This is a genomic window from Pseudomonas sp. LFS044 (assembly GCF_047978245.1).
Classification (GTDB): Bacteria; Pseudomonadota; Gammaproteobacteria; order Pseudomonadales; family Pseudomonadaceae; genus Aquipseudomonas.
Map to the genome: position 1 here is coordinate 1 of NZ_JBFPFX010000036.1, position 22,727 is coordinate 22,727.

At 62.2% G+C, this 22,727-nt stretch carries 20 protein-coding genes; 9 read left to right on the plus strand and 11 right to left on the minus strand.

Translation table 11 applies throughout. The features are described 5' to 3' along the window. Positions 1 to 353 precede the first annotated feature (353 nt). The gene (locus tag ACNQPL_RS23725) at positions 354 to 1,250 is read left to right on the plus strand and encodes a formate/nitrite transporter family protein (RefSeq protein ID WP_346616025.1); all 897 of its coding nucleotides are present in this window, start codon (positions 354 to 356) and stop codon (positions 1,248 to 1,250) included. Positions 1,251 to 1,253: 3 nt separating this feature from the next. Here ACNQPL_RS23725 and ACNQPL_RS23730 read toward each other — a convergent pair whose 3' ends face one another. Further along, positions 1,254 to 2,348: an MBL fold metallo-hydrolase gene (locus ACNQPL_RS23730; RefSeq protein ID WP_416468058.1), complete on the minus strand. Its 1,095-nt coding sequence runs from the start codon at positions 2,346 to 2,348 to the stop codon at positions 1,254 to 1,256. 225 nt (positions 2,349 to 2,573) lie between these two features. Here ACNQPL_RS23730 and ACNQPL_RS23735 point away from each other — a divergent pair, with 225 nt between their 5' ends. Beyond that, positions 2,574 to 5,159, plus strand: coding sequence for an EAL domain-containing protein (locus ACNQPL_RS23735; RefSeq protein WP_416468059.1), 2,586 nt, complete (start codon positions 2,574 to 2,576; stop codon positions 5,157 to 5,159). 40 nt (positions 5,160 to 5,199) lie between these two features. Here ACNQPL_RS23735 and ACNQPL_RS23740 read toward each other — a convergent pair whose 3' ends face one another. From ACNQPL_RS23740 to ACNQPL_RS23775, 8 genes are all read right to left on the minus strand, one after another. Next, the gene (locus ACNQPL_RS23740; RefSeq protein WP_416468060.1) at positions 5,200 to 5,520 is read right to left on the minus strand and encodes a DUF2025 family protein; all 321 of its coding nucleotides are present in this window, start codon (positions 5,518 to 5,520) and stop codon (positions 5,200 to 5,202) included. A gap of 138 nt (positions 5,521 to 5,658) precedes the next feature. Beyond that, positions 5,659 to 6,525, minus strand: coding sequence for an HlyD family secretion protein (locus tag ACNQPL_RS23745; RefSeq protein ID WP_346616029.1), 867 nt, complete (start codon positions 6,523 to 6,525; stop codon positions 5,659 to 5,661). Between the two features lie 11 nt (positions 6,526 to 6,536). Beyond that, complete coding sequence (locus tag ACNQPL_RS23750; protein WP_346616030.1) at positions 6,537 to 6,743, minus strand: DUF1656 domain-containing protein; 207 nt, start codon at positions 6,741 to 6,743, stop codon at positions 6,537 to 6,539. Then, the gene (locus ACNQPL_RS23755; protein ID WP_416468061.1) at positions 6,730 to 8,718 is read right to left on the minus strand and encodes an FUSC family protein; all 1,989 of its coding nucleotides are present in this window, start codon (positions 8,716 to 8,718) and stop codon (positions 6,730 to 6,732) included. Before ACNQPL_RS23755 ends, ACNQPL_RS23750 begins: the two co-directional genes overlap by 14 nt. Before the next feature lie 180 nt (positions 8,719 to 8,898). Continuing rightward, entirely contained in the window at positions 8,899 to 9,015 is a 117-nt protein-coding gene (gene ccoM, locus ACNQPL_RS23760; RefSeq protein ID WP_008097462.1) for a cytochrome c oxidase subunit CcoM, read from the minus strand. Positions 9,016 to 9,150: 135 nt separating this feature from the next. Continuing rightward, positions 9,151 to 9,312 (minus strand): hypothetical protein, encoded by a 162-nt coding sequence (locus ACNQPL_RS23765; RefSeq protein ID WP_387532984.1) that lies wholly within the window; start codon positions 9,310 to 9,312, stop codon positions 9,151 to 9,153. Positions 9,313 to 9,401: 89 nt separating this feature from the next. Continuing rightward, a complete protein-coding gene (locus ACNQPL_RS23770; RefSeq protein ID WP_346616033.1) occupies positions 9,402 to 9,734 on the minus strand; it encodes an aspartate-semialdehyde dehydrogenase in 333 nt (110 codons plus the stop codon). Positions 9,735 to 9,842: 108 nt separating this feature from the next. Further along, positions 9,843 to 10,538, minus strand: coding sequence for a M949_RS01915 family surface polysaccharide biosynthesis protein (locus tag ACNQPL_RS23775; RefSeq protein WP_416468062.1), 696 nt, complete (start codon positions 10,536 to 10,538; stop codon positions 9,843 to 9,845). A gap of 131 nt (positions 10,539 to 10,669) precedes the next feature. Here ACNQPL_RS23775 and rapA point away from each other — a divergent pair, with 131 nt between their 5' ends. Beyond that, positions 10,670 to 13,516: an RNA polymerase-associated protein RapA gene (gene rapA / locus ACNQPL_RS23780; RefSeq protein WP_416468063.1), complete on the plus strand. Its 2,847-nt coding sequence runs from the start codon at positions 10,670 to 10,672 to the stop codon at positions 13,514 to 13,516. A 198-nt stretch (positions 13,517 to 13,714) separates the two neighbouring features. Further along, positions 13,715 to 15,979: a putative bifunctional diguanylate cyclase/phosphodiesterase gene (locus ACNQPL_RS23785; RefSeq protein WP_416468064.1), complete on the plus strand. Its 2,265-nt coding sequence runs from the start codon at positions 13,715 to 13,717 to the stop codon at positions 15,977 to 15,979. Here the strand turns inward: ACNQPL_RS23785 and ACNQPL_RS23790 are convergent. Continuing rightward, the gene (locus tag ACNQPL_RS23790; RefSeq protein WP_416468065.1) at positions 15,879 to 16,766 is read right to left on the minus strand and encodes an NAD(P)-dependent oxidoreductase; all 888 of its coding nucleotides are present in this window, start codon (positions 16,764 to 16,766) and stop codon (positions 15,879 to 15,881) included. The two genes, ACNQPL_RS23785 and ACNQPL_RS23790, sit on opposite strands and share 101 nt — an antisense overlap. Positions 16,767 to 16,932: 166 nt before the next feature. Further along, on the minus strand, positions 16,933 to 17,244 hold the full coding sequence (locus ACNQPL_RS23795) for a DUF2288 domain-containing protein (RefSeq protein WP_416468066.1): 312 nt from the start codon (positions 17,242 to 17,244) through the stop codon (positions 16,933 to 16,935). Between the two features lie 359 nt (positions 17,245 to 17,603). Here ACNQPL_RS23795 and ACNQPL_RS23800 point away from each other — a divergent pair, with 359 nt between their 5' ends. The 5 genes from ACNQPL_RS23800 to ACNQPL_RS23820 all read left to right on the plus strand — a co-directional run bounded on the left by ACNQPL_RS23800 (position 17,604) and on the right by ACNQPL_RS23820 (position 22,547). Then, entirely contained in the window at positions 17,604 to 18,719 is a 1,116-nt protein-coding gene (locus ACNQPL_RS23800; RefSeq protein ID WP_132846872.1) for a branched-chain amino acid ABC transporter substrate-binding protein, read from the plus strand. A 185-nt stretch (positions 18,720 to 18,904) separates the two neighbouring features. Then, complete coding sequence (livH, locus tag ACNQPL_RS23805) at positions 18,905 to 19,828, plus strand: high-affinity branched-chain amino acid ABC transporter permease LivH (RefSeq protein ID WP_003254876.1); 924 nt, start codon at positions 18,905 to 18,907, stop codon at positions 19,826 to 19,828. Beyond that, a complete protein-coding gene (locus ACNQPL_RS23810) occupies positions 19,825 to 21,081 on the plus strand; it encodes a high-affinity branched-chain amino acid ABC transporter permease LivM (protein ID WP_346616040.1) in 1,257 nt (418 codons plus the stop codon). Before livH ends, ACNQPL_RS23810 begins: the two co-directional genes overlap by 4 nt. Continuing rightward, entirely contained in the window at positions 21,078 to 21,845 is a 768-nt protein-coding gene (gene livG / locus ACNQPL_RS23815) for a high-affinity branched-chain amino acid ABC transporter ATP-binding protein LivG (protein ID WP_019473322.1), read from the plus strand. Before ACNQPL_RS23810 ends, livG begins: the two co-directional genes overlap by 4 nt. Then, the gene (locus tag ACNQPL_RS23820; RefSeq protein ID WP_016498257.1) at positions 21,846 to 22,547 is read left to right on the plus strand and encodes an ABC transporter ATP-binding protein; all 702 of its coding nucleotides are present in this window, start codon (positions 21,846 to 21,848) and stop codon (positions 22,545 to 22,547) included. Positions 22,548 to 22,727: the final 180 nt, after the last annotated feature.

A 22,727-nucleotide genomic window follows, 5' to 3' on the forward strand; every position in this document is an offset into this window, starting at 1 on the left:
ATCAGTCCGTACTCACAAGCACCCACACGAATTGCTTGATTCAATTTGTTAAAGAGCGTTTGGTTAAGAGCTTTTCGTCTCAACCGAGGCGCGCATTCTACGCTTTCCTCATTTGCTGTCAAGCGTTAATTTTGAAGTTTTTTGAATCAGCTTTCTTTCAAAAGCCTTTAACCTCAACAACTTACCGCTTGCCCCGCTGCGTTCATCGCTGCGAGGAGGCGAATAATACGCGGTTTGAAATCAGAGTCAACACCTTGATCTGAAAAAACTTTCAAACTGCATTTCACAGCCACCTGGCAACTAAATGCATGAACCGCCGCTCTGTAGAGAAACACTCCGAGGAGGCAGCGGCCATGAGCGACGCACAGAGCGACAAGACCCCCGGCCTGTCGGCGGATGAGGAAAAGGAAGTCAGCCATAACCAGCCTCCGCGGGCGGCGGTACTGCACGAGATCATTCGCTTCCAGGGTGACCAGGAACTCGAGCGCACCCTGGCGGCACTGTGGTGGTCCGCGCTGGCAGCAGGCTTGACCATGGGCCTTTCATTAATGGCCATGGGGCTCTTCTATGCCCGCCTGCCGGACGGCGACAGTGCCCAGGTGATCGCCAGCATCGGCTACAGCGCTGGTTTTCTTGCGGTGATTCTGGCGCGTCAGCAATTGTTTACCGAGAACACACTGACCGCGGTGCTTCCCATAATGACCACGCCGACACTGACCAACCTCGGGCGCCTGCTGCGCCTGTGGAGCGTGGTGCTGGTCGGCAACCTCGCGGGCACCTTGCTGGTGGCCTGGGTCATGCTCGAGCTGCCGATCTTCGACAGCAAGACGGATGTGGCCTTCCTGGAGATCGGCCGCAAGGTAATGAAGAACGACATTAGCCAGATGTTTGCCAAAGGCATCGTCTCGGGCTGGATGATCGCCACCATGGTATGGATGATCCCGTCCATGGAGCATGCCAAGATCTGGATCATCCTGATGATCACCTACCTGATGGCGCTCGGTGATTTCACCCATATCGTCGTCGGTTCGGTGGAGGTGTCCTACCTGGTCTGGGCGGGCGACGAAACCTGGCGCAGCTTCTGGCTGGAGTTCGCACTGCCGACGCTGGCCGGCAACATCATTGGGGGCAGCTTCATCTTCGCCTTGATCAGCCATGCCCAGGTGCGCAGCGACAGCGGCAAACCGCCCTCGCAACTATTGAAGGGGGACAAGCAGCCCTCCCCCCGCGAGCGGGACCATAAAGACTGATGCTCAGCGCGCAGCGACTGAACGTTCGGCCCCCCTGCTCCGCCCGCGTACTGGCCGTGGCTGCCACCAGTTCTGCCCTTCATGAGGGGAGTCGAGGCTGACCCGTTCGCCCATCTGCGGCGTGCTCAAACGCACATGTGCCGCCGCAGCCAGCGCAACGATGCGCTCGAACGGTTCCTGCCAGCCATGCATGGAGAGGTCGAAGGTGCCGTTATGAATCGGCAGCATCCACCGCCCCTGCAGGTCGAGGTGTGCCTGCAGGCTCTGCTCCGGCTGCATGTGCACGTTGGGCCAGGCCAGGTTGTAGGCGCCGGTCTCGATCAAGGTCAGATCAAACGGCCCATAGCGCTCGCCGATCTGAGCAAAGCCATCGAAGTAGCCTGTGTCACCGCTGAAGAAAATACGCAGCTGCTCATCTATTATCACCCAGGAGGCCCACAAGGTGCGGTTGCTGTCGAACAACCCACGCCCGGAAAAGTGCTGGGCCGGGGTAGCGACGAAACGCACACCCCCAACCTCGCTCTCCTGCCACCAGTCCAGCTGAGTGACCTTGGCTGCCGGTACCCCCCACTCGATCAGCAGGTCGCCCACCCCAAGCGGTGCCAGGAAGCGCTCGGCCCGCGAGGCCAGAACGCGGATGGCCTGTTCATCGAGATGATCGAAGTGATCGTGGGAGAGAATGACCGCTGCCAGCGGCGGCAAGTCATCCAGCGCCAGCGGCGGAGCATGGAACCGCAACGGCCCGGCCCATTGCACCGGCGAGGCGCGCTCGGCGAAGACTGGGTCGGTAATGAAGAAGCGCCCCCGCAGTTTGAGCAACACCGTGGAATGGCCGAGGCGCCAGAGGCTGTGATCGGGTGCATCGAGCACCTGCTGGCGGGTCATCGGCTGCATGCTGATGGCCGCGACGGGCCGGGTTTCTGGTGGCTTGCGCAAGAACAGGTACTTCAAGCCGATGCGCAGTTTTTTCAGCACGCCATCCTGGGGCAGGCTGGCCTGGTTGTGAAAGCGTCCGTCCCGCTGTAGGGCCGGCTCGCCGGCGGGGTTAGCCATGGGCATCATGAGCAGCAGCACTCCAAGCATGAGGAAGGACTTCATGTTACCCCACAGTGGTCGCACCAACCGTGAATTGGCTTGTAAGGTCATTTTTCGTCGATGACCGTCTTTTGAACAATGTCCACGCGGGTTATGCGATAAACGGCGCGGTCCCGAGGTCAATTTCGCCCACAGCGAGGCCGCAACGCTCAGGCTGGCCTATCCTGACTGAATCTCCTCGCTGATTGACCAGCGGGGGGCAGCAGCTCATGAAGGAGTCGCTCGTGTATGGCCAGGAACGCCAAACTGACGCACGCCAGCCCTACCCCCCGATTGCCCGTTCGCACTTTGATCGGTGGCTTTTGCGCCGTATTCGGCTTGGCCTGCCTGGTCACCCTCGGCGCACTGTTCAATATCGCCGCGTCGCTGGATGAGCAGGAACAGCAACGCAGCGCGTTCCAGGCCAATCAAGCATTGCAACAGCGCCTGCTGGCCTCGCGGCAGTTTCTTTCCAGCTACGCCGTGTGGGACGCCGCCTATGAGCACCTGGTTGGCAAGGTGGACTGGCAATGGGCTTACCAGCAAAAAAATGTTGGCGAGTCGCTGTACAGCGCCAGCGGCTATGAAGGTGTGTTCGTCGTAGACGACCAGCGCACCACTTATGCCTTGTTCAAGGGCAACCCTACCGAAGCCGCCGCCAGCAGCTTCATCGATGCCCCCTTGCCAGCGATCATCGCCGAGGCGCGCCAAGCCGCCAGCGCACGCGAGCAGGTCACGCACTTTGTGCTGTTCAACGGCTGGCCAGCCGTCCTCAGCGCCGCCGCCGTGCGCCCCGACAGGGATGTGACGGCCGAAGAGGTCAGCAACGCCCCCATCATGCTCTTTATAGATCAACTGACCGAAGCGAAGCTTGCTAACCTCGGCGCGAGTGTGGGCCTTGCGCAAATGCGTATCGAAAAAAACCAGGGCGGGGCGCACGGCCATCAGCAGATCGCGCTGGGGGGCACCGGTTACTACCTTGCCTGGACCAGCCCGTTGCCGGGGCGCCAACTGCTCTGGGCGGTGCTGCCGCCATTGCTCTGTGCGTTGCTGGTGCTGGGCCTGGTGATGCTGTACCTGTTACGCCATGCCCTGCGCAGCTCACGCGCCATTGACCTGAGCCTTCTGCACCTGCAGCAGAGCAACCAAGCCCTGGAGGCCAGTGAACAACGGTTTCGCGCAGTCGCCGAGGCCGCGTCCGACTGGATCTGGGAAACCGATCGGCAACAGCGGCTGACCTACTTGTCGCAACGCTTCGTCAGGGTCACCGGTGATCGAGTCGAAGATTGGCTGGGGCAACCGATCAACCAACTGCTCAGTTGTGACACCACCCCGCTGTCGCCGTGGCTGGATGCCCAGGCCGAAGCCGACACGGAACAACCGGCCAACTTGCGCTGCGCCTATCGCGACCACAATGGCCAGAACCGCTTTTGTCGTATTTCGGCCCGGGCGATTCTGTACGATGGCAAGCTCACCGGTTTTCGCGGCACCGCCAGCGACATTACCGACGAAGTCGCAGCCCATGCGCGCATCCAGCACCTGTCCTTGCATGACCCGCTCACCGGCCTCGCCAACCGCAACAAGCTCGCCCGCCATCTTGAGCATGCCCTGCTGCGTGGCAGCGATTCGCCGCCGTTGACCTTGCTGCTGCTTGACCTGGACAACTTCAAGCCGATCAACGACTCCCTTGGCCACGCGGCCGGTGACGCGGTGCTGCAGGAAGTGGCCGCGCGCCTGCGCGACACCACCCGTGAAGGCGACCTGGTCGCACGGCTGGGCGGCGATGAGTTCGTGCTGGTGCTCGAAGGCATGGATAACCGCACCGAGATCGACCGGCTGAGCAAACGGCTGATCGAACTGCTGCAGCAGCCCATCTCTTACGAAGACCAAGTGCTGCACATTGGCGCCAGCCTAGGCATCGCCCAAACCCGCACCCAGGGCTTCGACGCCGGCGAGCTGATGCGCTGCGCCGATATCGCCCTGTACCAGGCGAAAGCCGACGGCAAGAACACCTGGCGCTACTTCGCCGCCGAGATGAACCAACAGATCCAGTACCGGCGCCAGCTGGAAAATGACCTGCGCCGGGCATTGAGAAATGAAGAGTTCGTGCTGTACTACCAGCCGCGCTACCGCCTTGGTGACCTGCGCATCGTATCGGTGGAAGCCTTGCTGCGCTGGCAACACCCGCAGGAGGGCCTGCTTGGCCCGGACACGTTCATTCCGCTGGCCGAGCAGAGCGACTTGATCGTCACGTTGGGGCGCTGGGTGTTGCGCGAAGTGTGCCGCAGCGCTCTGGGCTGGCCCGAGCAGTTGCTGGTCTCGGTGAACCTCTCGCCAGCCCAGTTTCTGCGCAGTGATGTGGTTGCCGATGTGCGCGATATCCTGCTGGAAACTACCTTTCCCGCACAGCGCCTGGAGCTGGAGATCACCGAAAACGTCATGCTCAACGACATCGAGGGTGCCTTGGCCACCATGCAAGCGCTGAAAGAACTGGGTGTACGCCTGAACATGGATGATTTCGGCACCGGCTATTCGTCACTGGGCTATCTGCGCACCTACCCGTTCGACAGCATCAAGATCGACAAGCGTTTCATCGCCGGGCTAGGCAACTCCAACAGCAGCGACCGTGCCGTGGTGCAGGCGATCATCAACCTGGGTGAGGCCATGGGGCTGACGGTGACGGCTGAAGGGGTGGAGACCGAGCAGCAATTGAAGGCGCTGGAAGTGGACAACTGCCACGAAGTACAAGGCTATTACCTGAGCCGGCCGTTGGACAAGCTGGCCTTTGAGCAACTGTTGCAGCAAAGGCCCGGGCGATCAGCCGGGGTTTCCTGAGCCTGCACCGGCGCTGTCGCGGGTACAGGCAGCACGCCATTCAGCGCAACGTACGCTGCGCCACAATCTCCGGCAGATCACGGCGCCGCAGGTAAATGCGCAACGCCTCGGCAATATTCAATCGATCATCCACATGCTGCTCCATCAACAGTGTCAACCGCTCACGGCACAACGCCATGCGTGCACCGGGCTCGGGCCGCCAGACGAATTCGTTGCAAGGGGTGATGCTCTCGTCCGCCACGTCCATGCCGAACGCGTCCTCGGAAAACCGCACGATATGGGCCCCGCGCTTGCCATGAAAACCGACGAAGCCTTTGAGCTGGTCGGCGGCGCTGCAGATGTCCTGGGATGTAATGGCCATGACGTAACCTCGCAAATGAACGAAAGTGACGCACGCCAGGCGGGCAACGGTCGCCTCTGCTGGGCAACGCGTGGGGCCCAGCCTAGCGCAAGTGCCCGCCGTTTCAATAGATCGAGAGCAACCAAACAGCGCCAGCTTTCACTCGGGAGCGTCTTCGTGCACCTGCACGCTGGCCGTCATGCCCGCACTGAGGTTCATGCCCTGCGGAACCTGGTCCAGCCTGATCCGCACGGGTATGCGCTGGGCCAGCCGCACCCAGTTGAAGGTCGGCTCGACCACAGGCAGCAGTTGGCTGTCCGGGTTGCTGTTGCTGTCGGTGATGCCCCGGCTGATGCTTTCCACATGCCCTTGCATCGCCTCCCCTGCCCCCATCAGCCAAACCTTCACCGAGTCGCCCACACGTATGCGGGGCAGTTTGGTTTCTTCGAAGTAGGCCTGGATATAGAAGGTCGAATCATCCACCAGCGCCATCACCGACTGCCCGACATTCACATAGTTGCCTTGGGCCAGGCGCAAGTTGGTGATATGCCCGCTGCGCGGTGCGCGCACTTCGCTGCGTGCCAGGTTGATCTTCGCCACCTGCAGCTGAGCCTGCGCCTCATGCAGCTCGCCGCGGGCAATGGCGGCATTGATCTGCGCATTCTCGCGCAGCTCGGCACTGATCGCCTCAGGCCCCAATGCCGTGCGCCGCGCCGCCTCACGCTCGCGCAGGTGCAACTGCTGGGCGCGCGTTTCAGCCACCGCGCTGGCTTGATCGAAAGCCGCCTGGAAGCGCTCACGATCGATGCTCATCAGCAAATCGCCCGCTTTGACCTGCTGGTTATCCTGGACCTTCAACTCACGTACCCAGCCGGACACGTCAGGGGCAATCACCACCACATCGGCACGCACCCGAGCATCACGCGTCCAGGGGGTGAGCATGTAGTACTGCCAGAGTTTGTAACCTGCCAGCACGGCAATGGCGACCACGCACAGGGTCACCAGGATACGGACGACAGCACGCATTCAATCACTCCTTACAAAGGCCCCAGCAGGCGGACTACCAGGTACAGCACACAAACGAACAGCGCTGTGTCGAACAGCGCTTCATGCCAGATCCAGCGCCCCAGCGGCGTAGCCTGCACCACCAGGCGCAGCACGCCGGTAAGCACCAGCGCCATCAGCACGTAGATCAGAAAAGGGCTGAGCAGCACGCCGCCCAATGCCCACTCACGCAAGCCCATGGGCTTCCTCCTGCCAGCGGCACCATTTGCGCCAGCTCTTCTGCAACTGCAGCACGGCCCCTTCGGCCAGGCGCAACGGGTCACTCACTGGCTGGCGCTGCAGGGCCGCAATGAATTGTTCGCTGGCGGCATCCAGCCGTTGTCCGCGCCCGGCTGCCGGCCCCTTGGCCAATACCGCTTCCAGTTGCTGTAGATACTCACGTTCGGCAGCGCCCAACGGCGCCTGGGCAACTGCCAGGCACATGCGCAAGTGCACCAGTTCGTCGCCAATATCCAGACCGTGCAGGCCGTCGTCCCAGCGCTTGCGCTGGGCCTCGGGCAGTTCGCTGGCATGCCGCGCCAGCTGCATCAGGCGGTCGGCCATGCGCCCGCCAAACCAGCTGTCGGCGCCGCGCAGGTCGCGCCGGGTCAGGCGCACCAGGTCGCTTTGGGTCGCCGCCCGCAGGCGCCGGCCCAGCCAGGCCGGGTGACGGAACACCAACAGGCGAAACGCCAACACCGCGGCACCGACCCCCATCAGCATGGCCAACGCACTGTTGAGCATGGTCGCCACACCAAACTGCATGGCGTTGAGCGGCGACACCAGGACGATGAAATGCAGGCAATAGGAAGTGGCCGTGGCCCCCGTGCGCGGGTGGGCCATGCCCAGAGCGCCGAAGAACAACGGCACGCCCATGCCCAGGCAAAGCATGGCGAAGCTGCTCCACTGCGGCAGGATGATCTGCCCGACCAGCAACGCTGCCGGGATCGCCAAGAGGATGCCGCGCAAGAAGCTGAGGCCGATCTGCGCACCGTTTTCACGGCTGGCGAACAGGCTGCAGACCACGCAGGTCAGCACCAGGCCACCAGGCGCGGATGGCCAGGCAGTAGCCAGCCAGAAGCCACTCATGGCCAGAAAGGCCAATGCGCTACGTGAACCGAACAGCAACGCCAGCGACCAGTCGCGGTGTGCCGCCAGGCCCTGCGCCACATCCTTGGGTGCCTTGCCCGCTTCGACATCATCCAGTGCCTGGGTGGCCGCCATGGCGTAGTCCAGCAGCAAGGCCATGCGAGCCAGGCAGAAATGCTCGGCAGAGCTGATGTGCTCGTCATGCGCAGCGTCCCAGATACGCTGGCGCAGCAACAGCAGGCTCGGCTGGTCGGGCTTGGCCAACAGCCCCCTTACCTCTTCCAGCCAAGGAGCCAGGCGCGAGGCCTGGCGCTCATCGAGCTGGCGCCACTGGCGACGCACCGTACGCGCGATGCGCAACAGCACCATCAGTTTCTGGCTTAACCCGCGGATGGCCCTGGCCCGCTGACGCCCGCGCGGGCCTTCGAACCAGGCGTGTTCGCGCTGGGTATCGATGGCGACGATGCGCCCTAGAATCTCCAACAAGCCTTTGCGTGCTTCGTCCTCGCCACCCAGCATCGCACTGGCGGCCTGCAAGCCATTCTGCCAGGCCTGACGCGCCTGCCCGGCCAGTTGCTGTTCGACCCGCATCGGCCAGAGCAAGGCGCTGGTCGCGGTGGCGCAAAAGATGCCCAGGCAAATCTCGGTGCAACGCGCCACCGCCTGGTCGAACACCTGCAACGGGTTCGCGATGGCCGGCAAGGCGATGATCGCTGCGGTGTAGCCCGCGAGCACGAAGGCATAAGCCCAGGCGCTGCGCAGTTGCGTCGAGGCCGCGGTGCACAGGGCCAGCCACAAGGCCAAGGTGATCAGGAACAGCCAAGGCGTCTGGGCGAACAGCCCAATGAACACCACGGACATGCAGGTACCGACCAAGGTCCCGGCCAACCGCGCAAGCCCCTTCTGCACCACCATGCCCGATAAGGGCTGGGCGACGATGAATGCAGTCATCAGTGCCCAGGACGGCTGCTCCAACCCCCAGCGCATCGCCAGCCACAACGCCAGGCCGCCGCCAAGCACGGTCTTGATGGCGAATTTGAGGGCGAGGCTGCTGGGTGCAAACAGGGCCTGGAGAGTGATAGGCACGAATCGGACCTTGCGGGGGATGGTCAGGTAAACGATAGACAATGAAGCGAAGGATAATGCTGAAACGAATAATTAGCTAGCTAATCATCTTTATGGGTCGACGGTTGGATTTTTGCCAGGCAAAAAAAATGGGCGACCGAAGTCGCCCTAAATGCCTTGCGTGCTCGTGAACCTGAAAGGTCAGCGCGGCTTGCGCTTGTTCGAGTCCTTCCAGATGAAAATGCCCAGACCGGCAAAGAATGCGAACATCAATCCGACCGTTACCACGCCAGCGATAACCACGTTGTCGAAGAACATGTCGGCCTCCCGTTTCGTTTGCCGTTGTCCGATGGGTGCAAGGTAACGAAGATGGAGGAGAAGGAAATTGATCGAGGTCAATGGTGCCCGGGGCCGGGCACGCGAGGGGGGCGCAGGTTTGACCTGCGTCAAGTTTCAGCGCTTCTTGGGCTTGCCCTTGGGTTTCTTTTTCTTTGCCTTGCCCAACGGCATGGCTTGCTCGAACGCCTGACGCACTTCGTTCAAGCGTTTTTCCTTGATGTCGTGGACGCGCTTGGCGCGTTCGGCATCGAAGTCGATGAGGTTGTCCTGGCTCATGGGTGGGCTCGACGATCAACAGAGACTTGCATGATGAAGCCAGGCGCTGATGGTTACCAGCCCCCGCGCCTACGCAGTGGTTGGCAACCCTAGACCTCTATGTCGACCAGCAGGCCCTGGCGCTGGTGCTCACCCATCAACGGCGCTACCGGCACCGTGTTGTCGGCGTTCACTTCATCACCCGGCAAAGCGCTATAGCGCTCCTCGTCGCCCTTGCTGTTGCGCCGCTGCTGCTGGCGGCGCTGTTCATCGCGCAGCAGCAAGGCCTGCTCCTGCGGGTCGCGCTGGTGCTTGAGGTCGATCGCGCTTTCACCCGAGGCAGGCTGCGCAGGCACCACCGGTTTGATGTCCGGTGTCGGTTTGACCGGGTCCTGTTGCGAGGTAACGGGGGCAGCACTGAGCGGAATGATCGGCGGCAGCATGTGGATTCTCCTGTGCCCACTGTATCGGCCGGGTGTCAGCCACCTTGAGCGTCGGCGAACGAGGTTATGCAGCCGGTGCCGGCTGCGTCATGCCAGTATAGACAGCGGCTATTCGGGTTCGTCGTCAGGGTCATCGTTACTGGGTGTGCTGGCCTCGCTCCAGGGCCGCTTGTAGACCTGTTGCCAAACCGCGTCCATATGCTCGCGCAGTACCGGCGAGGCATTCTTGAGCGAGGCGCTGTCTTCGCGCTCACCGCCGATGGGCTCTTCGCCCGCCGGGGCAATCAGCGACTGGCCGGTGATGGTGTAGCTGGCCTGGCCTTCGCGCATTTCGATGGCAATATCATGCGGTTCGATGCCACCCCCACAGAAGGCATGGCTGGCTACCGTCACTTCGGCAATACCGTCTTTGTTCAGGTCGCCGACATCACTGACATCGGTGTAGAAATCGACATCCAGGTCCAGCCCTGGGCAGGTGGTTTCCTGTTCGATCTGCCAGCGTGGCTTGAAGCCATCGCGCTCGTTCGCACGCCCATACAAGGTGGCTTTGAGCACTACCTTGTCGACTTCCTGCTCGGACTCGGCATCCACGGCCTGGCCGTCGCTGCGGCTGAGCACCAGCAGGCCTTCGCCGTCGCGGTCACGAAAGTGCACGCTCTTGATCGGCGTCTGCACCCCCAACACCTCGAGTTGCTCGACCGGGATCGCCGGCAAGCTTTCGAAATTTTTCTGTTCGCAAGCGGCCAGCAGCATGAGGCTGCTCACAACCAGGGAAGCATTCAACCAGCGGTGCTTGAGCGGCATATCGTCCGTAGCCCTCGTCGGCAAGACGGTAAACTGCGATGAAACAGCTAGACTCTTGGACTTCTACTCTATGGTCTGACCGGCCTATCCGTTAACATAGCCGGCTTTTTCATCGCGGGAGTTCAGGCAGTATGGCGCAGCAGTATCAACCGGGGCAACGCTGGATCAGTGACAGCGAAGCGGAGCTCGGCCTGGGGACCATCCTGGCCCAGGATGGCCGCTTGCTGACCGTGCTCTACCCGGCCACTGGCGACACCCGCCAGTATTCACTGCGCAATGCGCCGCTGACCCGCGTGCGCTTCTCGCCAGGTGACCAGATCACCCACTTCGAGGGCTGGAAGCTGACGGTCCGCGAAGTCGATGATATCGACGGGCTGATGGTCTACCACGGCCTCGACGGCCAGAACCAGCCGCGCACCCTGCCGGAAACCCAGCTGTCGAACTTCATCCAGTTCCGCCTGGCAAGCGACCGCTTGTTCGCCGGCCAGATCGACCCGCTGTCCTGGTTCAGCCTGCGCTACAACACCCTGCAGCACACCAGCAAGCAGGTCCAGTCGTCGCTGTGGGGCCTGGGTGGCTGCCGCGCGCAACCGATCGCCCACCAGTTGCACATCGCCCGCGAAGTGGCAGACCGCAGCGCGCCACGCGTCCTGCTGGCCGACGAAGTGGGCCTGGGCAAAACCATCGAGGCGGGCCTGGTGATCCATCGCCAGCTGCTGACCGGCCGCGCCAGCCGCGTGCTGATCCTGGTGCCGGAAAACCTCCAGCACCAGTGGCTGGTGGAAATGCGCCGGCGCTTCAACCTGCAGGTGGCGCTGTTCGACGCCGAGCGCTTCATCGAAAGCGATGCCAGCAACCCGTTCGAAGATGCGCAGCTGGCGTTGGTCGCCCTGGAGTGGCTGGTCGATGACGAAAAGGCCCAGGACGCGCTGTTCGCCGCCGGCTGGGACCTGATGGTGGTCGACGAAGCTCACCACCTGGTCTGGCACGAAGACCAGGTAAGCGCCGAATACGGCCTGGTCGAGCAGTTGGCCCAGGTCATCCCGGGCGTGCTGCTGCTCACCGCCACCCCCGAGCAGCTTGGCCAGGACAGCCACTTCGCCCGTCTTCGCCTGCTCGACCCCAACCGCTTCCATGACCTGGCCGCCTTCCGTGCCGAGAGCGAAAATTATCGCCCGGTGGCCGAAGCGGTACAGGAACTGCTCGATGAAGGCCGTCTTTCGCCCAAGGCCCATGCCACCATCCAAGGCTTCCTGGGTGCCGAAGGCGAAGCCCTGCTGGCTGCGGTCAGCGACGGCGACACCCAGGCCAGCGCGCGCCTGGTCCGTGAACTGCTGGACCGCCATGGCACTGGTCGCGTGCTGTTCCGTAACACCCGTGCGGCTATCCAAGGCTTCCCCGAGCGCCAATTGCACCCTTACCCGCTGGCCCTGCCGGACCAGTACCGTGACCTGCCGGCCGGCGAGCACGCCGAGCTGTACCCGGAAGTCGCGTTCCAGGCACAAGGCGACGTCAGCGAGGAAGAGCGTTGGTGGCGTTTCGACCCACGGGTCGACTGGCTGATCGACACCCTGAAGATGCTCAAGCGCACCAAAGTCCTGGTGATCTGCGCCCACGCGGAAACCGCCATGGACCTGGAAGACGCCCTGCGCGTGCGGTCGGGCATTCCGGCCTCTGTCTTCCACGAGGGCATGAGCATCCTTGAGCGTGACCGCGCCGCCGCCTACTTCGCCGACGAAGAGTTCGGCGCCCAGGTGCTGATCTGCTCCGAAATCGGCAGCGAAGGCCGCAACTTCCAGTTCGCCCATCACCTGGTGATGTTCGACCTGCCGGCCCACCCCGACCTGCTCGAACAGCGCATCGGCCGCCTCGACCGGATCGGCCAGAAGCACATCATCCAGCTGCACATCCCTTACCTGCAGAGCAGCCCGCAAGAGCGCCTGTTCCAGTGGTACCACGAAGGCCTCAACGCCTTCCTCAATACCTGCCCGACCGGCAACGCCCTGCAGCACCAGTTCGGCCCGCGCCTGCTGGGGATGCTCGAAGGCGGCGACAGCAAGGCCTGGGATGCGCTGGTCGTCGAGGCCAAAGGCGAGCGCGAGCGTCTCGAAGCCGAGCTGCACAGTGGCCGGGATCGTTTGCTGGAGCTCAACTCCGGCGGTGCCGGCGAAGGTCAGACGCTGGTCGAGGCCATCCTTGAGCAGGATGACCAGTTCGCCTTGCCGATCTACATGGAAACCCTGTTCGACGCCTTTGGCATCGACAGCGAAGACCATTCGGAAAACGCACTGATCCTCAAGCCGAGCGAGAAGATGCTCGACGCCAGCTTCCCGCTGGGCGACGACGAAGGCGTCACCATCACCTACGACCGTGCCCAGGCGCTGTCGCGTGAAGACATGCAGTTCCTCACCTGGGAGCACCCGATGGTGCAGGGCGGCATGGACCTGGTGCTGTCCGGTTCGATGGGCAACACAGCCGTTGCGCTGATCAAGAACAAGGCACTCAAGCCTGGCACCGTGCTGCTCGAACTGCTGTTCGTCAGCGAGGTGGTGGCACCGCGCAGCCTGCAGCTGGGCCGCTACCTGCCACCTGCGGCGCTGCGCTGCCTGCTCGACACCAACGGCAACGACCTCGCTTCGCGGGTCGCCTTCGAAACGCTCAACGACCAGCTCGAAAGCGTGCCACGCGCCAGCGCCAACAAGTTCGTGCAGGCTCAGCGTGATGTTCTGGCCCAACGCATCAGCGGCGGTGAGGCCAAGATCATGCCGACCCACGTCGAACGCGTGGCCGAGGCGCAGCGCCGCCTGGCAGCCGAGTCCGATGAAGAGCTCGCGCGCCTGACCGCCCTCAAGGCGGTCAACCCGAGTGTGCGCGACAGCGAAATCGACGCCCTGCGCAAGCAGCGCGAAGATGGCCTGGCCATGCTGGACAAGGCAGCCCTGCGCCTTGAGGCCATCCGCGTGCTGGTTGCCGGCTGACGCCAGCGCAACCGATTGGGAGGCGCGCCGCGCCTCCCTCCCCTCTTATTCCCCCACGCTATCAGTCCGATAACCAAATCATTGCAATCAAAGCGCCATTAGTCAGGAAGGTTTAAACACCCGTTTCTATACTGCTTTCTGAACAGTCTCCTCGGGGCTTGATTGGAGACCAGGGCGAACTCGACCATGGGGCAAGCAATGGAATGGCTGGGACTGCAACTGTTCTCCGAACTGCCGGCAAGCGGACGGACCGTCATCGATTGCCGGCATGAACCCCTGCTGATTCTCATCGCCTTTGCCGTGGCCAGCGCAGCCTGCTTCGCCACCCTCGACATGACCGAGCGTCAATCCCACAGCGAACACCCGGCCGCACAGCGGCAATGGCGCATGCTCGGCGCCTGCTGCCTGGCCGGTGGGATCTGGGCCATGCACTTCATCAGCATGCTGGCGTTCCAGGCCCCGGTCGAAATGCACTATGACGCCTCTCTAACCGGCCTTTCGCTATTGATTGCGCTGCTGGTGGCCTGGCTGGCCATGACCAGCCTCGACCGCGAGCACATGCGGCCGCAACATTACCTGCAAAGCGCCCTGCTGATCGGCATGGGCATCGTGATCATGCATTTTGTCGGCATGGCCGCCTTGCAGACTGGCGCCCAGCAGTACTACCAGACCGGCCTGGTACTGGTCAGCGTGGCCATCGCCCTGCTTACCAGCCTCGCCGCCCTGTTGTTGGCGCGCTACTTCCGCAATGGCAGCGGCACCTTGCACCAGGCCATGAAGTACGGGGCAAGCCTGCTGATGGCCGCTGGCATCGTCGCCACGCACTTCACGGCAATGGCCGCCATGACCCTGGTGATCCCGGCCGATACGGCCCTGAACCTGCCATCGGGCGACAACAGCCTGCAACTGGGCCTGACGGTCGCCTTCATCACCTTGCTGATAAGCGGCAGCAGCATCAGCGCGGCCCTGGCCGACAAGAAACTGCAAAGCAAGGAAGACGACCTGCGCCGTTATGGCGTACTGCTGAGCCAACTGGACCAGGCCCGCGCGTCGCTGCAGCAAGCGGCGCACTACGACGCCTTGACCAACCTGGTCAACCGCCGCGGTTTCAACCAGGTGTTCGCCGAACGCCTGGCGGAGCTCGATGCCAGCGAACACCGGCTGGCGGTGATGTTCCTCGATATCGACCACTTCAAGCGGATCAACGACAGCCTGGGTCATCACGCGGGTGACGAATTGCTCAAGGTGATTGCCAGTCATATCAAGGCGGCCACCCGCAGCCAGGACCTGGTGGCGCGCTTTGGCGGTGACGAATTCTGCGTGGTGACCACCCTGCATGGCCCCGACGAGGCGCGCCACCTGGCCCAGCGCATCATGCAGCGCATGAAAGACCCGATCGACCTGGGCGGCCGGCGCATGGTCATGACCACCAGCATCGGCATCAGCATCTACCCCGACGACGGGCTTACCGCTGAAGAATTGCTCAAGCACGCTGACCTCGCGCTTTACCAATCCAAGGGCAGTGGCCGCAACAGCCTGCATTTTTTCAACAGCGGGCTTAAAAGCCGCGCCACCCTCGAACTGCAGCTGGAAGAGGAACTGCGCATTGCCCTGCTCGAAGAGCGGGGTTTGCGGGTGCATTACCAGCCCATCTACGACCTGCACAGCGGCCAGGTGGCCAAGCTAGAAGCGCTGGTACGCTGGCAGCACCCGCAACATGGCCTGCTGAGCCCCGACCGGTTCATCGGCATCGCCGAAGCCAATGGCCTGATCGTCGACCTCGACTTGTGGGTGCTGCGCCACGCCTGCGAAGACCTGGCGCAGTTGCATCGCCATGGTTTTTCCAGCCTCAAGCTCACGGTCAATTGCTCCGCAGTGACCCTGGGCCATGAAGAGCTACCCAACGAAGTGGAAATGGCCTTGTTCCACGCAGGCCTGGCGCCGCGCTACCTGGAGCTGGAGGTTACCGAAAACGCACTGATGGGCGACATCCAGCGCACGGTCAGCCTGCTCAAGCGCATTCGTGGCCAAGGGGTGAGCCTGTCGATCGATGATTTCGGCACCGGTTATTCGTCGCTGGCCTACCTCAAGCGCCTGCCACTGGACGTCTTGAAGATCGACCGTAGCTTCCTGCAGGACGTGCCGGCCAGCCTGAAGGACCGGGAAATCGTCCAGGCCATTATCGCGATGGCCCATACCCTGCACCTGCAGGTTGTCAGCGAAGGCGTCGAAACCGTCGAGCAACATGAGTTCCTGGCCGCCAACGGCTGCGACTACCTGCAGGGCTACCTGCTCAGCCGCCCGGTGCCACTGGCGGAGCTGCGGCCGATCCTCGACCGGCTCGACCGCCAGGAAGCTGCGCTCATTGCTTGTTGCGATACAGCTCTACCAGGGTCGCCGGATCTTTTTGCAGATTGCCCTGGCTACCGTGCAGGCGCATCAGTTGCGCGGCGAGACCACTGAGCGGCGTCGCCGAGCCCTGTTCACGCGAAAACTTGACCGCACCATCGAGATCCTTCAGCAGCGTGCGCACATGCCACTTGATCGGTTCGAAGCGGCTTTCGGCCATTTGCGGGGCCAGAATCTGCAGCGGCCTGGAATCGGCGAAGCCTCCCGCCAGCGCTTCGGCAAGCAAGGTTGCATCGACCCCAGACTGCTCGGCCAGTGCCACCACTTCGGCAATTACCAGCGCATTACAGGCCACGATCATCTGATTGCATGCCTTGGTCACCTGCCCCGCCCCAACGCCGCCCATGTGCGTCACCCGCTGGCCGAGGGTGAGCAGTACCGGGCGCGCCCGCTGCAGGTCGGCAGCTTCGCCGCCAACCATGATTGCCAGGGTGCCGGCTTCGGCGCCCGGCGTACCACCGGATACCGGCGCATCCAGCCAGGCCATGCCGCACAGGGCAGCCAGCTCGGCGGCCATCTCGCGGGTGGCGGTCGGCTCGAGGCTGGAGAAGTCGACCAGCAACTGCCCGCTGCGCCCGCCCTGGGCAATGCCCTGCTCGCCGAACACCACTTCGCGCACCACCGCCGTGTCGGCCAGGCACAACAACACCATGTCGCTGCTTCGGCACAATTCGGCAGGGCTCGCGGCCAGCCGTGCGCCCGCAGCGACCAGCTCGGCGCACTTGTCCGGGCTGCGGTTCCACACGGTCAGCGGGTAGCCCGCCGCCAGCAGGCGCCGGCACATCGGCAAGCCCATCAAGCCGATGCCGGCGAATCCAAGCGAAGGTAGTGCAGTGCTCATGAACGACTCCTGGCTAATTCGATATCTATCCGGGCCTTTGCTCAGGCCCCATTACGCATCCCGTAAACTGTTACCGCCACGCCGAATTGTTACCTACCTCTACCCACCCTGAACGCCATCGAGCACCAAAATGGGGCGGCTGCGCATTTTCGCGCACTAAAAGCAATCAGTCCTCTTTCAAGCCCTTCAGCTGAATCACGATGAACGGTGAAACCACCACTGCCCAGATCTCTGGATCGCGGGTTTGCAGGTCGAGTGCCTGCTCGGCCGTGACCGGCCCGACGGTGCCATCACTACGCCATTTAGCGAAGATCTCGCCGCGATTCTCGGCCATTGCTTCGGCAACGGCGATCAGGTCCAGGCTGGGGTCGACCCAAATCAGGTCACCCTTGGCCCAGAAACGCTCCAAAGCCTTCCACTCGATAATTGCCGTCTCGCCGAGCAATTTGGCATAGAGGGTGCTTGTTTGATCAGTCATGGGTTTTTACCCGTAAAAATCGGCCAATAAAAAGGCCGGCATTTTTGCAGAAAAACCCGGTTTCAAATACGTAATTTGGTCGATTGGCCCATAACTTGTGGGGTGGGGCCGAAGATGCAGGCAAATTGATGGCGCTATTCTGTATCTTTGTGTCGATCATGCGACAACCCTGGAGATAGGCACTTTTCGCCCGCTTTTCAAGCGCTCGAACAGCGCTCTACACTGTACCGGTACAGTTCCGGGACATGTTCCGGGGGAAGGTGGGCATGCAGTGTGGCGTGGCCATACCGCAAATCCCGCCCGGTCTGTAGCCCTGGCCGCCAGGACTATAAGAATTACAACAGAATGAGTGGAGCACTATGATCAAGATTTCCAAGCTGTTCGCCGCAATGGTTCTGGCAGGGGTAGCCAGCCATTCGTTTGCCGCCGATACCATCAAGATCGGCATCGCCGGTCCGAAGACGGGCCCTGTGACCCAGTACGGCGACATGCAGTTCATCGGCGCCAAACAGGCCATCAAGGACATCAACGCCAAGGGCGGCGTCGATGGCAAAATGCTTGAAGCCAAGGAATACGACGACGCGTGCGACCCTAAACAGGCCGTGGCAGTCGCCAACAAAGTGGTCAACGACGGTGTCAAGTTCGTCATTGGCCACCTGTGCTCCAGCTCTACCCAGCCTGCGTCCGACATCTACGAAGACGAAGGCGTGATCATGATCACCCCCGCCGCCACCAGCCCGGAAATCACCGCGCGTGGCTACAAAATGATCTTCCGTACCATCGGCCTGGACAGCGCCCAGGGCCCAGCGGCCGGCAACTACATCGCCGACCACGTCAAGCCGAAGGTCGTTGCCGTCCTGCACGACAAGCAGCAGTACGGTGAAGGCATCGCCACCGCGGTCAAGCAGACCCTCGAAAGCAAAGGCACCAAGGTTGCCGTGTTTGAAGGCCTGAACGCCGGTGACAAGGACTTCTCCTCGATCATCCAGAAGCTCAAGCAGAACAACGTCGACTTCGTCTACTACGGCGGCTACCACCCAGAGCTGGGCCTGATCCTGCGCCAGGCTCAGGAAAAAGGCCTGAAAGCCAAGTTCATGGGCCCAGAGGGCGTAGGCAACGACTCGATCTCGCAGATCGCCCAGAACGCCTCCGAAGGCCTGCTGGTCACCCTGCCGAAGTCGTTCGACGCCGATCCTGAAAACAAGGCCATCGTCGACGCCATCAAGGCTGACGGCAAAGACCCGAGCGGCCCGTTCGTGTTCCCGGCCTACTCGGCTGTCCAACTGATCGCCGAAGGCATCAAAGCGGCCAAGTCCGAAGACGCCGAGAAGGTGGCAGAAGCCATCCACGCCGGTTCCTTCAAGACTCCGACCGGCGAGCTGTCGTACGACGCCAAAGGCGACCTGAAAGACTTCAAGTTCGTGGTCTACGAATGGCACTTCGGCAAGCCGAAGACCGAAGTCTCCCCTCAGTAACTGCGTGACTAAATAGCTGACCTACGAGCCCACTGTGCGAGCAGTGGGCTTTGTTTTATGAGGTTCATGGACCTGATTCCCGCGATCCGGGGGCCAGTCCACCTGAAAATCTTAAAACCGTCACCCGCGGTTTCCTGGCCTACCCCCGCCAGCGAAATGCAAATCAGGTTTTTAGGAGCGCTGTAATGCCTGAGATCTACCATTTCTTCCAACAACTGGTTAATGGATTGACCATCGGCAGCACCTATGCCTTGATCGCCATCGGCTACACGATGGTGTACGGCATCATTGGCATGATCAACTTCGCCCACGGCGAGGTGTACATGATCGGTTCCTACGTGGCCTTCATCGCCCTGGCGGGCCTGGCCATGATGGGTATCCATTCGCTGCCGATCCTGATGACCGTTGCCTTCGTCGCGACGATCTTCGTCACCAGTGCCTATGGCTACAGCATCGAACGGGTTGCCTACCGCCCCCTGCGCAACAGCAACCGCCTGATCCCGCTGATCTCCGCCATCGGCATGTCGATTTTCCTGCAGAACACCGTGTTGCTTTCGCAAGACTCCAAGGACAAATCCATCCCCAACCTGATCCCCGGGAGCTTCTCCTTCGGGCCGGGCGGGGCTGAAGAAGTCCTGATTTCCTACATGCAGGTTCTGGTGTTCGTGGTCACCCTGGTAGCCATGACCCTGCTCACCCTGTTCATCTCCCGATCCCGCCTCGGGCGCGCCTGCCGTGCCTGCGCCGAAGACATCAAGATGGCCAACCTGCTGGGCATCAACACCAACAACATCATCGCCCTGACCTTCGTCATCGGTGCCGCGCTGGCGGCCGTGGCGGCCGTGCTGCTGAGCATGCAGTACGGCGTGATCAACCCCAACGCCGGTTTCCTGGTGGGCCTGAAGGCCTTTACCGCGGCGGTACTGGGTGGCATCGGCAGCATTCCGGGCGCCATGCTCGGCGGGCTGGTGCTGGGCGTGGCCGAAGCCTTTGGCGCCGACATCTTCGGCGACCAGTACAAGGACGTGGTGGCATTCGGTCTGTTGGTTCTTGTCCTGCTGTTCCGGCCGACCGGCATTCTGGGCCGCCCGGAGGTTGAAAAAGTATGAACAGAAATCTCAAACAGGCGTTCTTCAGCGCCTTGCTGGTCTGGGCCGTGGCCTTCCCGGTACTGGGCCTGAAACTGAGCATCGACGGCATCAGCCTGGCGGTGCACAGCCAGGGCTCGTTCACCATCAGCATCATCGCCGTGTGCTCGGTGCTGATGTTCCTGCGCGTGCTGTTCGACAAGCAGTGGAGCTCGGTGATGAGCCGCCGCTCGGACCGCAAGCTGATCCCGCCGGCGGTAAGCAACTACCTGACCCTGCCCAGGACCCAGCGCTACGTGATCATCGGTTTGATCGTCGCAGCCCTGGTGTGGCCGTTCTTCGGCTCGCGCGGTGCGGTCGACATCGCCACACTGATCCTGATCTACGTGCTGCTGGGCCTGGGCCTGAACATCGTGGTAGGCCTTGCCGGCTTGCTCGACCTGGGTTACGTAGGCTTCTATGCCGTGGGCGCGTACAGCTATGCGATGCTCTCGCACTACCTGGGCTGGAGCTTCTGGGTCTGCCTACCAATCGCCGGGCTGATGGCCGCCACCTTCGGCTTCCTGCTTGGCTTCCCGGTGCTTCGCCTGCGCGGTGACTACCTGGCGATCGTGACCCTCGGTTTCGGTGAGATCATCCGCCTGTTCCTGCGCAACCTCACCGACTGGACCGGCGGCCCCAACGGCATCAGCAACATCCCCAAGCCGGAGTTCTTCGGCCTGACCTTCGAGCGCCGTGCAGCCGAGGGGATGCAGACCTTCCACGAGTTCTTCGGGCTGCAATACAACTCGATCAACAAGGTCATCTTCCTTTACCTGGTGGCCCTGCTGCTGGCCCTGCTGGCGCTGTTCGTCATCAACCGCCTGCTGCGCATGCCCATCGGCCGTGCCTGGGAAGCGCTGCGTGAAGACGAGATCGCCTGCCGTGCGCTGGGCCTGAACCCAACCATCATCAAGCTCTCGGCCTTCACCCTCGGTGCCTGCTTCGCCGGTTTCGCCGGCAGCTTCTTCGCCGCGCGCCAGGGCCTGGTCACTCCGGAGTCGTTTACCTTCATCGAGTCGGCGATCATCCTCGCCATCGTCGTGCTGGGCGGCATGGGCTCACAACTGGGCGTGATTCTCGCGGCCATCGTGATGATCCTGCTGCCCGAGCTGATGCGTGAGTTCAGCGAATACCGGATGCTGATGTTCGGTGCGCTGATGGTGTTGATGATGATCTGGCGTCCGCAAGGCTTGCTGCCTATGCAACGTCCACACATGGAGCTGCATCGATGAGCCGTGAAATTCTGCAAGTCAGCGGCCTGAGCATGCGCTTCGGCGGCTTGTTGGCGGTCAACGGCGTGGCCCTGACCGTCAAGGAAAAGCAAGTGGTGGCGCTGATCGGCCCGAACGGCGCCGGCAAGACCACCGTATTCAACTGCCTGACCGGCTTCTACAAGCCCAGCGGTGGCACCATCCTGCTCGACGGCCAGCCTATCCAGGGCCTGGCCGGCCACCAGATCGCCCGCAAGGGCGTGGTGCGGACCTTCCAGAACGTGCGCCTGTTCAAAGAGATGACCGCGCTGGAGAACCTGCTGATCGCCCAGCACCGCCACCTCAACACCAACTTCTTCGCCGGCCTGTTCAAGACCCCGAGCTTCCGCCGCAGCGAGAAGGAGGCCATGGAGCGCGCCCAGTACTGGCTGGAAAAGGTCAACCTGACCGAATTCGCCAACCGCACCGCCGGCACCCTCGCCTACGGCCAGCAACGCCGCCTGGAAATCGCCCGCTGCATGATGACCCAGCCACGGATCATCATGCTCGACGAACCGGCAGCCGGCCTGAACCCGAAGGAAACCGAGGACCTCAAGGCACTGATCGCCTACCTGCGCGAGTCGCACAACGTCACCGTGCTGCTGATCGAGCATGACATGAAGCTGGTGATGAGCATTTCCGACCACATCGTCGTCATCAACCAGGGCACGCCCCTGGCCAACGGCACGCCGGAGGAAATTCGCGACAACCCTGACGTGATCAAAGCCTACCTGGGGGAAGCGTAAATGCTGAAGTTCGAAAACGTTTCCACGTTCTACGGCAAGATCCAGGCGCTGCACAGCGTCAACGTCGAGATCAACCAGGGCGAGATCGTCACCCTGATCGGCGCCAACGGGGCCGGCAAGTCGACCTTGCTGATGACCCTGTGCGGCTCGCCGCAGGCGCACAGCGGCAGCATCAAGTACCTGGGTGAAGAGCTGGTCGGCCAGCCGTCCTCGCACATCATGCGCAAGAGCATCGCCGTGGTCCCCGAAGGCCGCCGCGTGTTTGCCCGCCTGACCGTCGAGGAAAACCTCGCCATGGGCGGCTTCTTCACCAACAAGGGTGACTATCAGGAGCAACTGGACAAGGTCTTGCAGCTGTTCCCGCGGCTGAAGGAGCGTTACATCCAGCGCGGTGGCACCATGTCTGGCGGCGAACAGCAGATGCTCGCCATCGGCCGGGCGCTGATGAGCAAGCCCAAGCTGCTATTGCTCGACGAGCCGTCGCTGGGCCTGGCACCGATCATCATCCAGCAGATTTTCGACATCATCGAACAGCTGCGCCGCGATGGCGTGACGGTGTTCCTGGTGGAGCAGAACGCCAACCAGGCGCTGAAAGTCGCTGACCGGGCCTATGTGCTGGAGAACGGTCGGGTGGTGATGCAAGGTACTGGTGAGGCACTGCTGACTGATCCGAAAGTGCGTGACGCCTACCTGGGTGGTTGATCATCGCCACTCGTGAAAGGGCCTTCGGGCCCTTTTTTCTGCCCGTGACACGGCACCGTTTTCACCACTTGCTCGATCCCTGCAGGAGCGGGCTTGCCCGCGAAGAGGCCCATAAGGCAATCGAAGACTTGTGATCCCCACCCAGCCTGAGTACCGTGGCCAGCTCTTTTGCAAGATTCC

Bases quoted from the DNA above. Each gene is read 5' to 3' on its own strand.
- ACNQPL_RS23740 (WP_416468060.1), bottom strand. From the start codon at position 5,520: ATGGCCATTACATCCCAGGACATCTGCAGCGCCGCCGACCAGCTCAAA.
- rapA (WP_416468063.1), top strand. From the start codon at position 10,670: ATGGCGCAGCAGTATCAACCGGGGCAACGCTGGATCAGTGACAGCGAA.
- ACNQPL_RS23745 (WP_346616029.1), bottom strand. From the start codon at position 6,525: ATGCGTGCTGTCGTCCGTATCCTGGTGACCCTGTGCGTGGTCGCCATT.
- ACNQPL_RS23725 (WP_346616025.1), top strand. From the start codon at position 354: ATGAGCGACGCACAGAGCGACAAGACCCCCGGCCTGTCGGCGGATGAG.
- livH (WP_003254876.1), top strand. From the start codon at position 18,905: ATGCCTGAGATCTACCATTTCTTCCAACAACTGGTTAATGGATTGACC.
- ACNQPL_RS23770 (WP_346616033.1), bottom strand. From the start codon at position 9,734: ATGCTGCCGCCGATCATTCCGCTCAGTGCTGCCCCCGTTACCTCGCAA.
- livG (WP_019473322.1), top strand. From the start codon at position 21,078: ATGAGCCGTGAAATTCTGCAAGTCAGCGGCCTGAGCATGCGCTTCGGC.
- ACNQPL_RS23820 (WP_016498257.1), top strand. From the start codon at position 21,846: ATGCTGAAGTTCGAAAACGTTTCCACGTTCTACGGCAAGATCCAGGCG.
- ACNQPL_RS23810 (WP_346616040.1), top strand. From the start codon at position 19,825: ATGAACAGAAATCTCAAACAGGCGTTCTTCAGCGCCTTGCTGGTCTGG.
- ACNQPL_RS23790 (WP_416468065.1), bottom strand. From the start codon at position 16,766: ATGAGCACTGCACTACCTTCGCTTGGATTCGCCGGCATCGGCTTGATG.
- ACNQPL_RS23775 (WP_416468062.1), bottom strand. From the start codon at position 10,538: ATGCCGCTCAAGCACCGCTGGTTGAATGCTTCCCTGGTTGTGAGCAGC.
- ACNQPL_RS23785 (WP_416468064.1), top strand. From the start codon at position 13,715: ATGGAATGGCTGGGACTGCAACTGTTCTCCGAACTGCCGGCAAGCGGA.
- ccoM (WP_008097462.1), bottom strand. From the start codon at position 9,015: ATGTTCTTCGACAACGTGGTTATCGCTGGCGTGGTAACGGTCGGATTG.
- ACNQPL_RS23750 (WP_346616030.1), bottom strand. From the start codon at position 6,743: ATGGGCTTGCGTGAGTGGGCATTGGGCGGCGTGCTGCTCAGCCCTTTT.
- ACNQPL_RS23795 (WP_416468066.1), bottom strand. From the start codon at position 17,244: ATGACTGATCAAACAAGCACCCTCTATGCCAAATTGCTCGGCGAGACG.
- ACNQPL_RS23765 (WP_387532984.1), bottom strand. From the start codon at position 9,312: ATGAGCCAGGACAACCTCATCGACTTCGATGCCGAACGCGCCAAGCGC.
- ACNQPL_RS23800 (WP_132846872.1), top strand. From the start codon at position 17,604: ATGATCAAGATTTCCAAGCTGTTCGCCGCAATGGTTCTGGCAGGGGTA.
- ACNQPL_RS23730 (WP_416468058.1), bottom strand. From the start codon at position 2,348: ATGAAGTCCTTCCTCATGCTTGGAGTGCTGCTGCTCATGATGCCCATG.
- ACNQPL_RS23735 (WP_416468059.1), top strand. From the start codon at position 2,574: ATGGCCAGGAACGCCAAACTGACGCACGCCAGCCCTACCCCCCGATTG.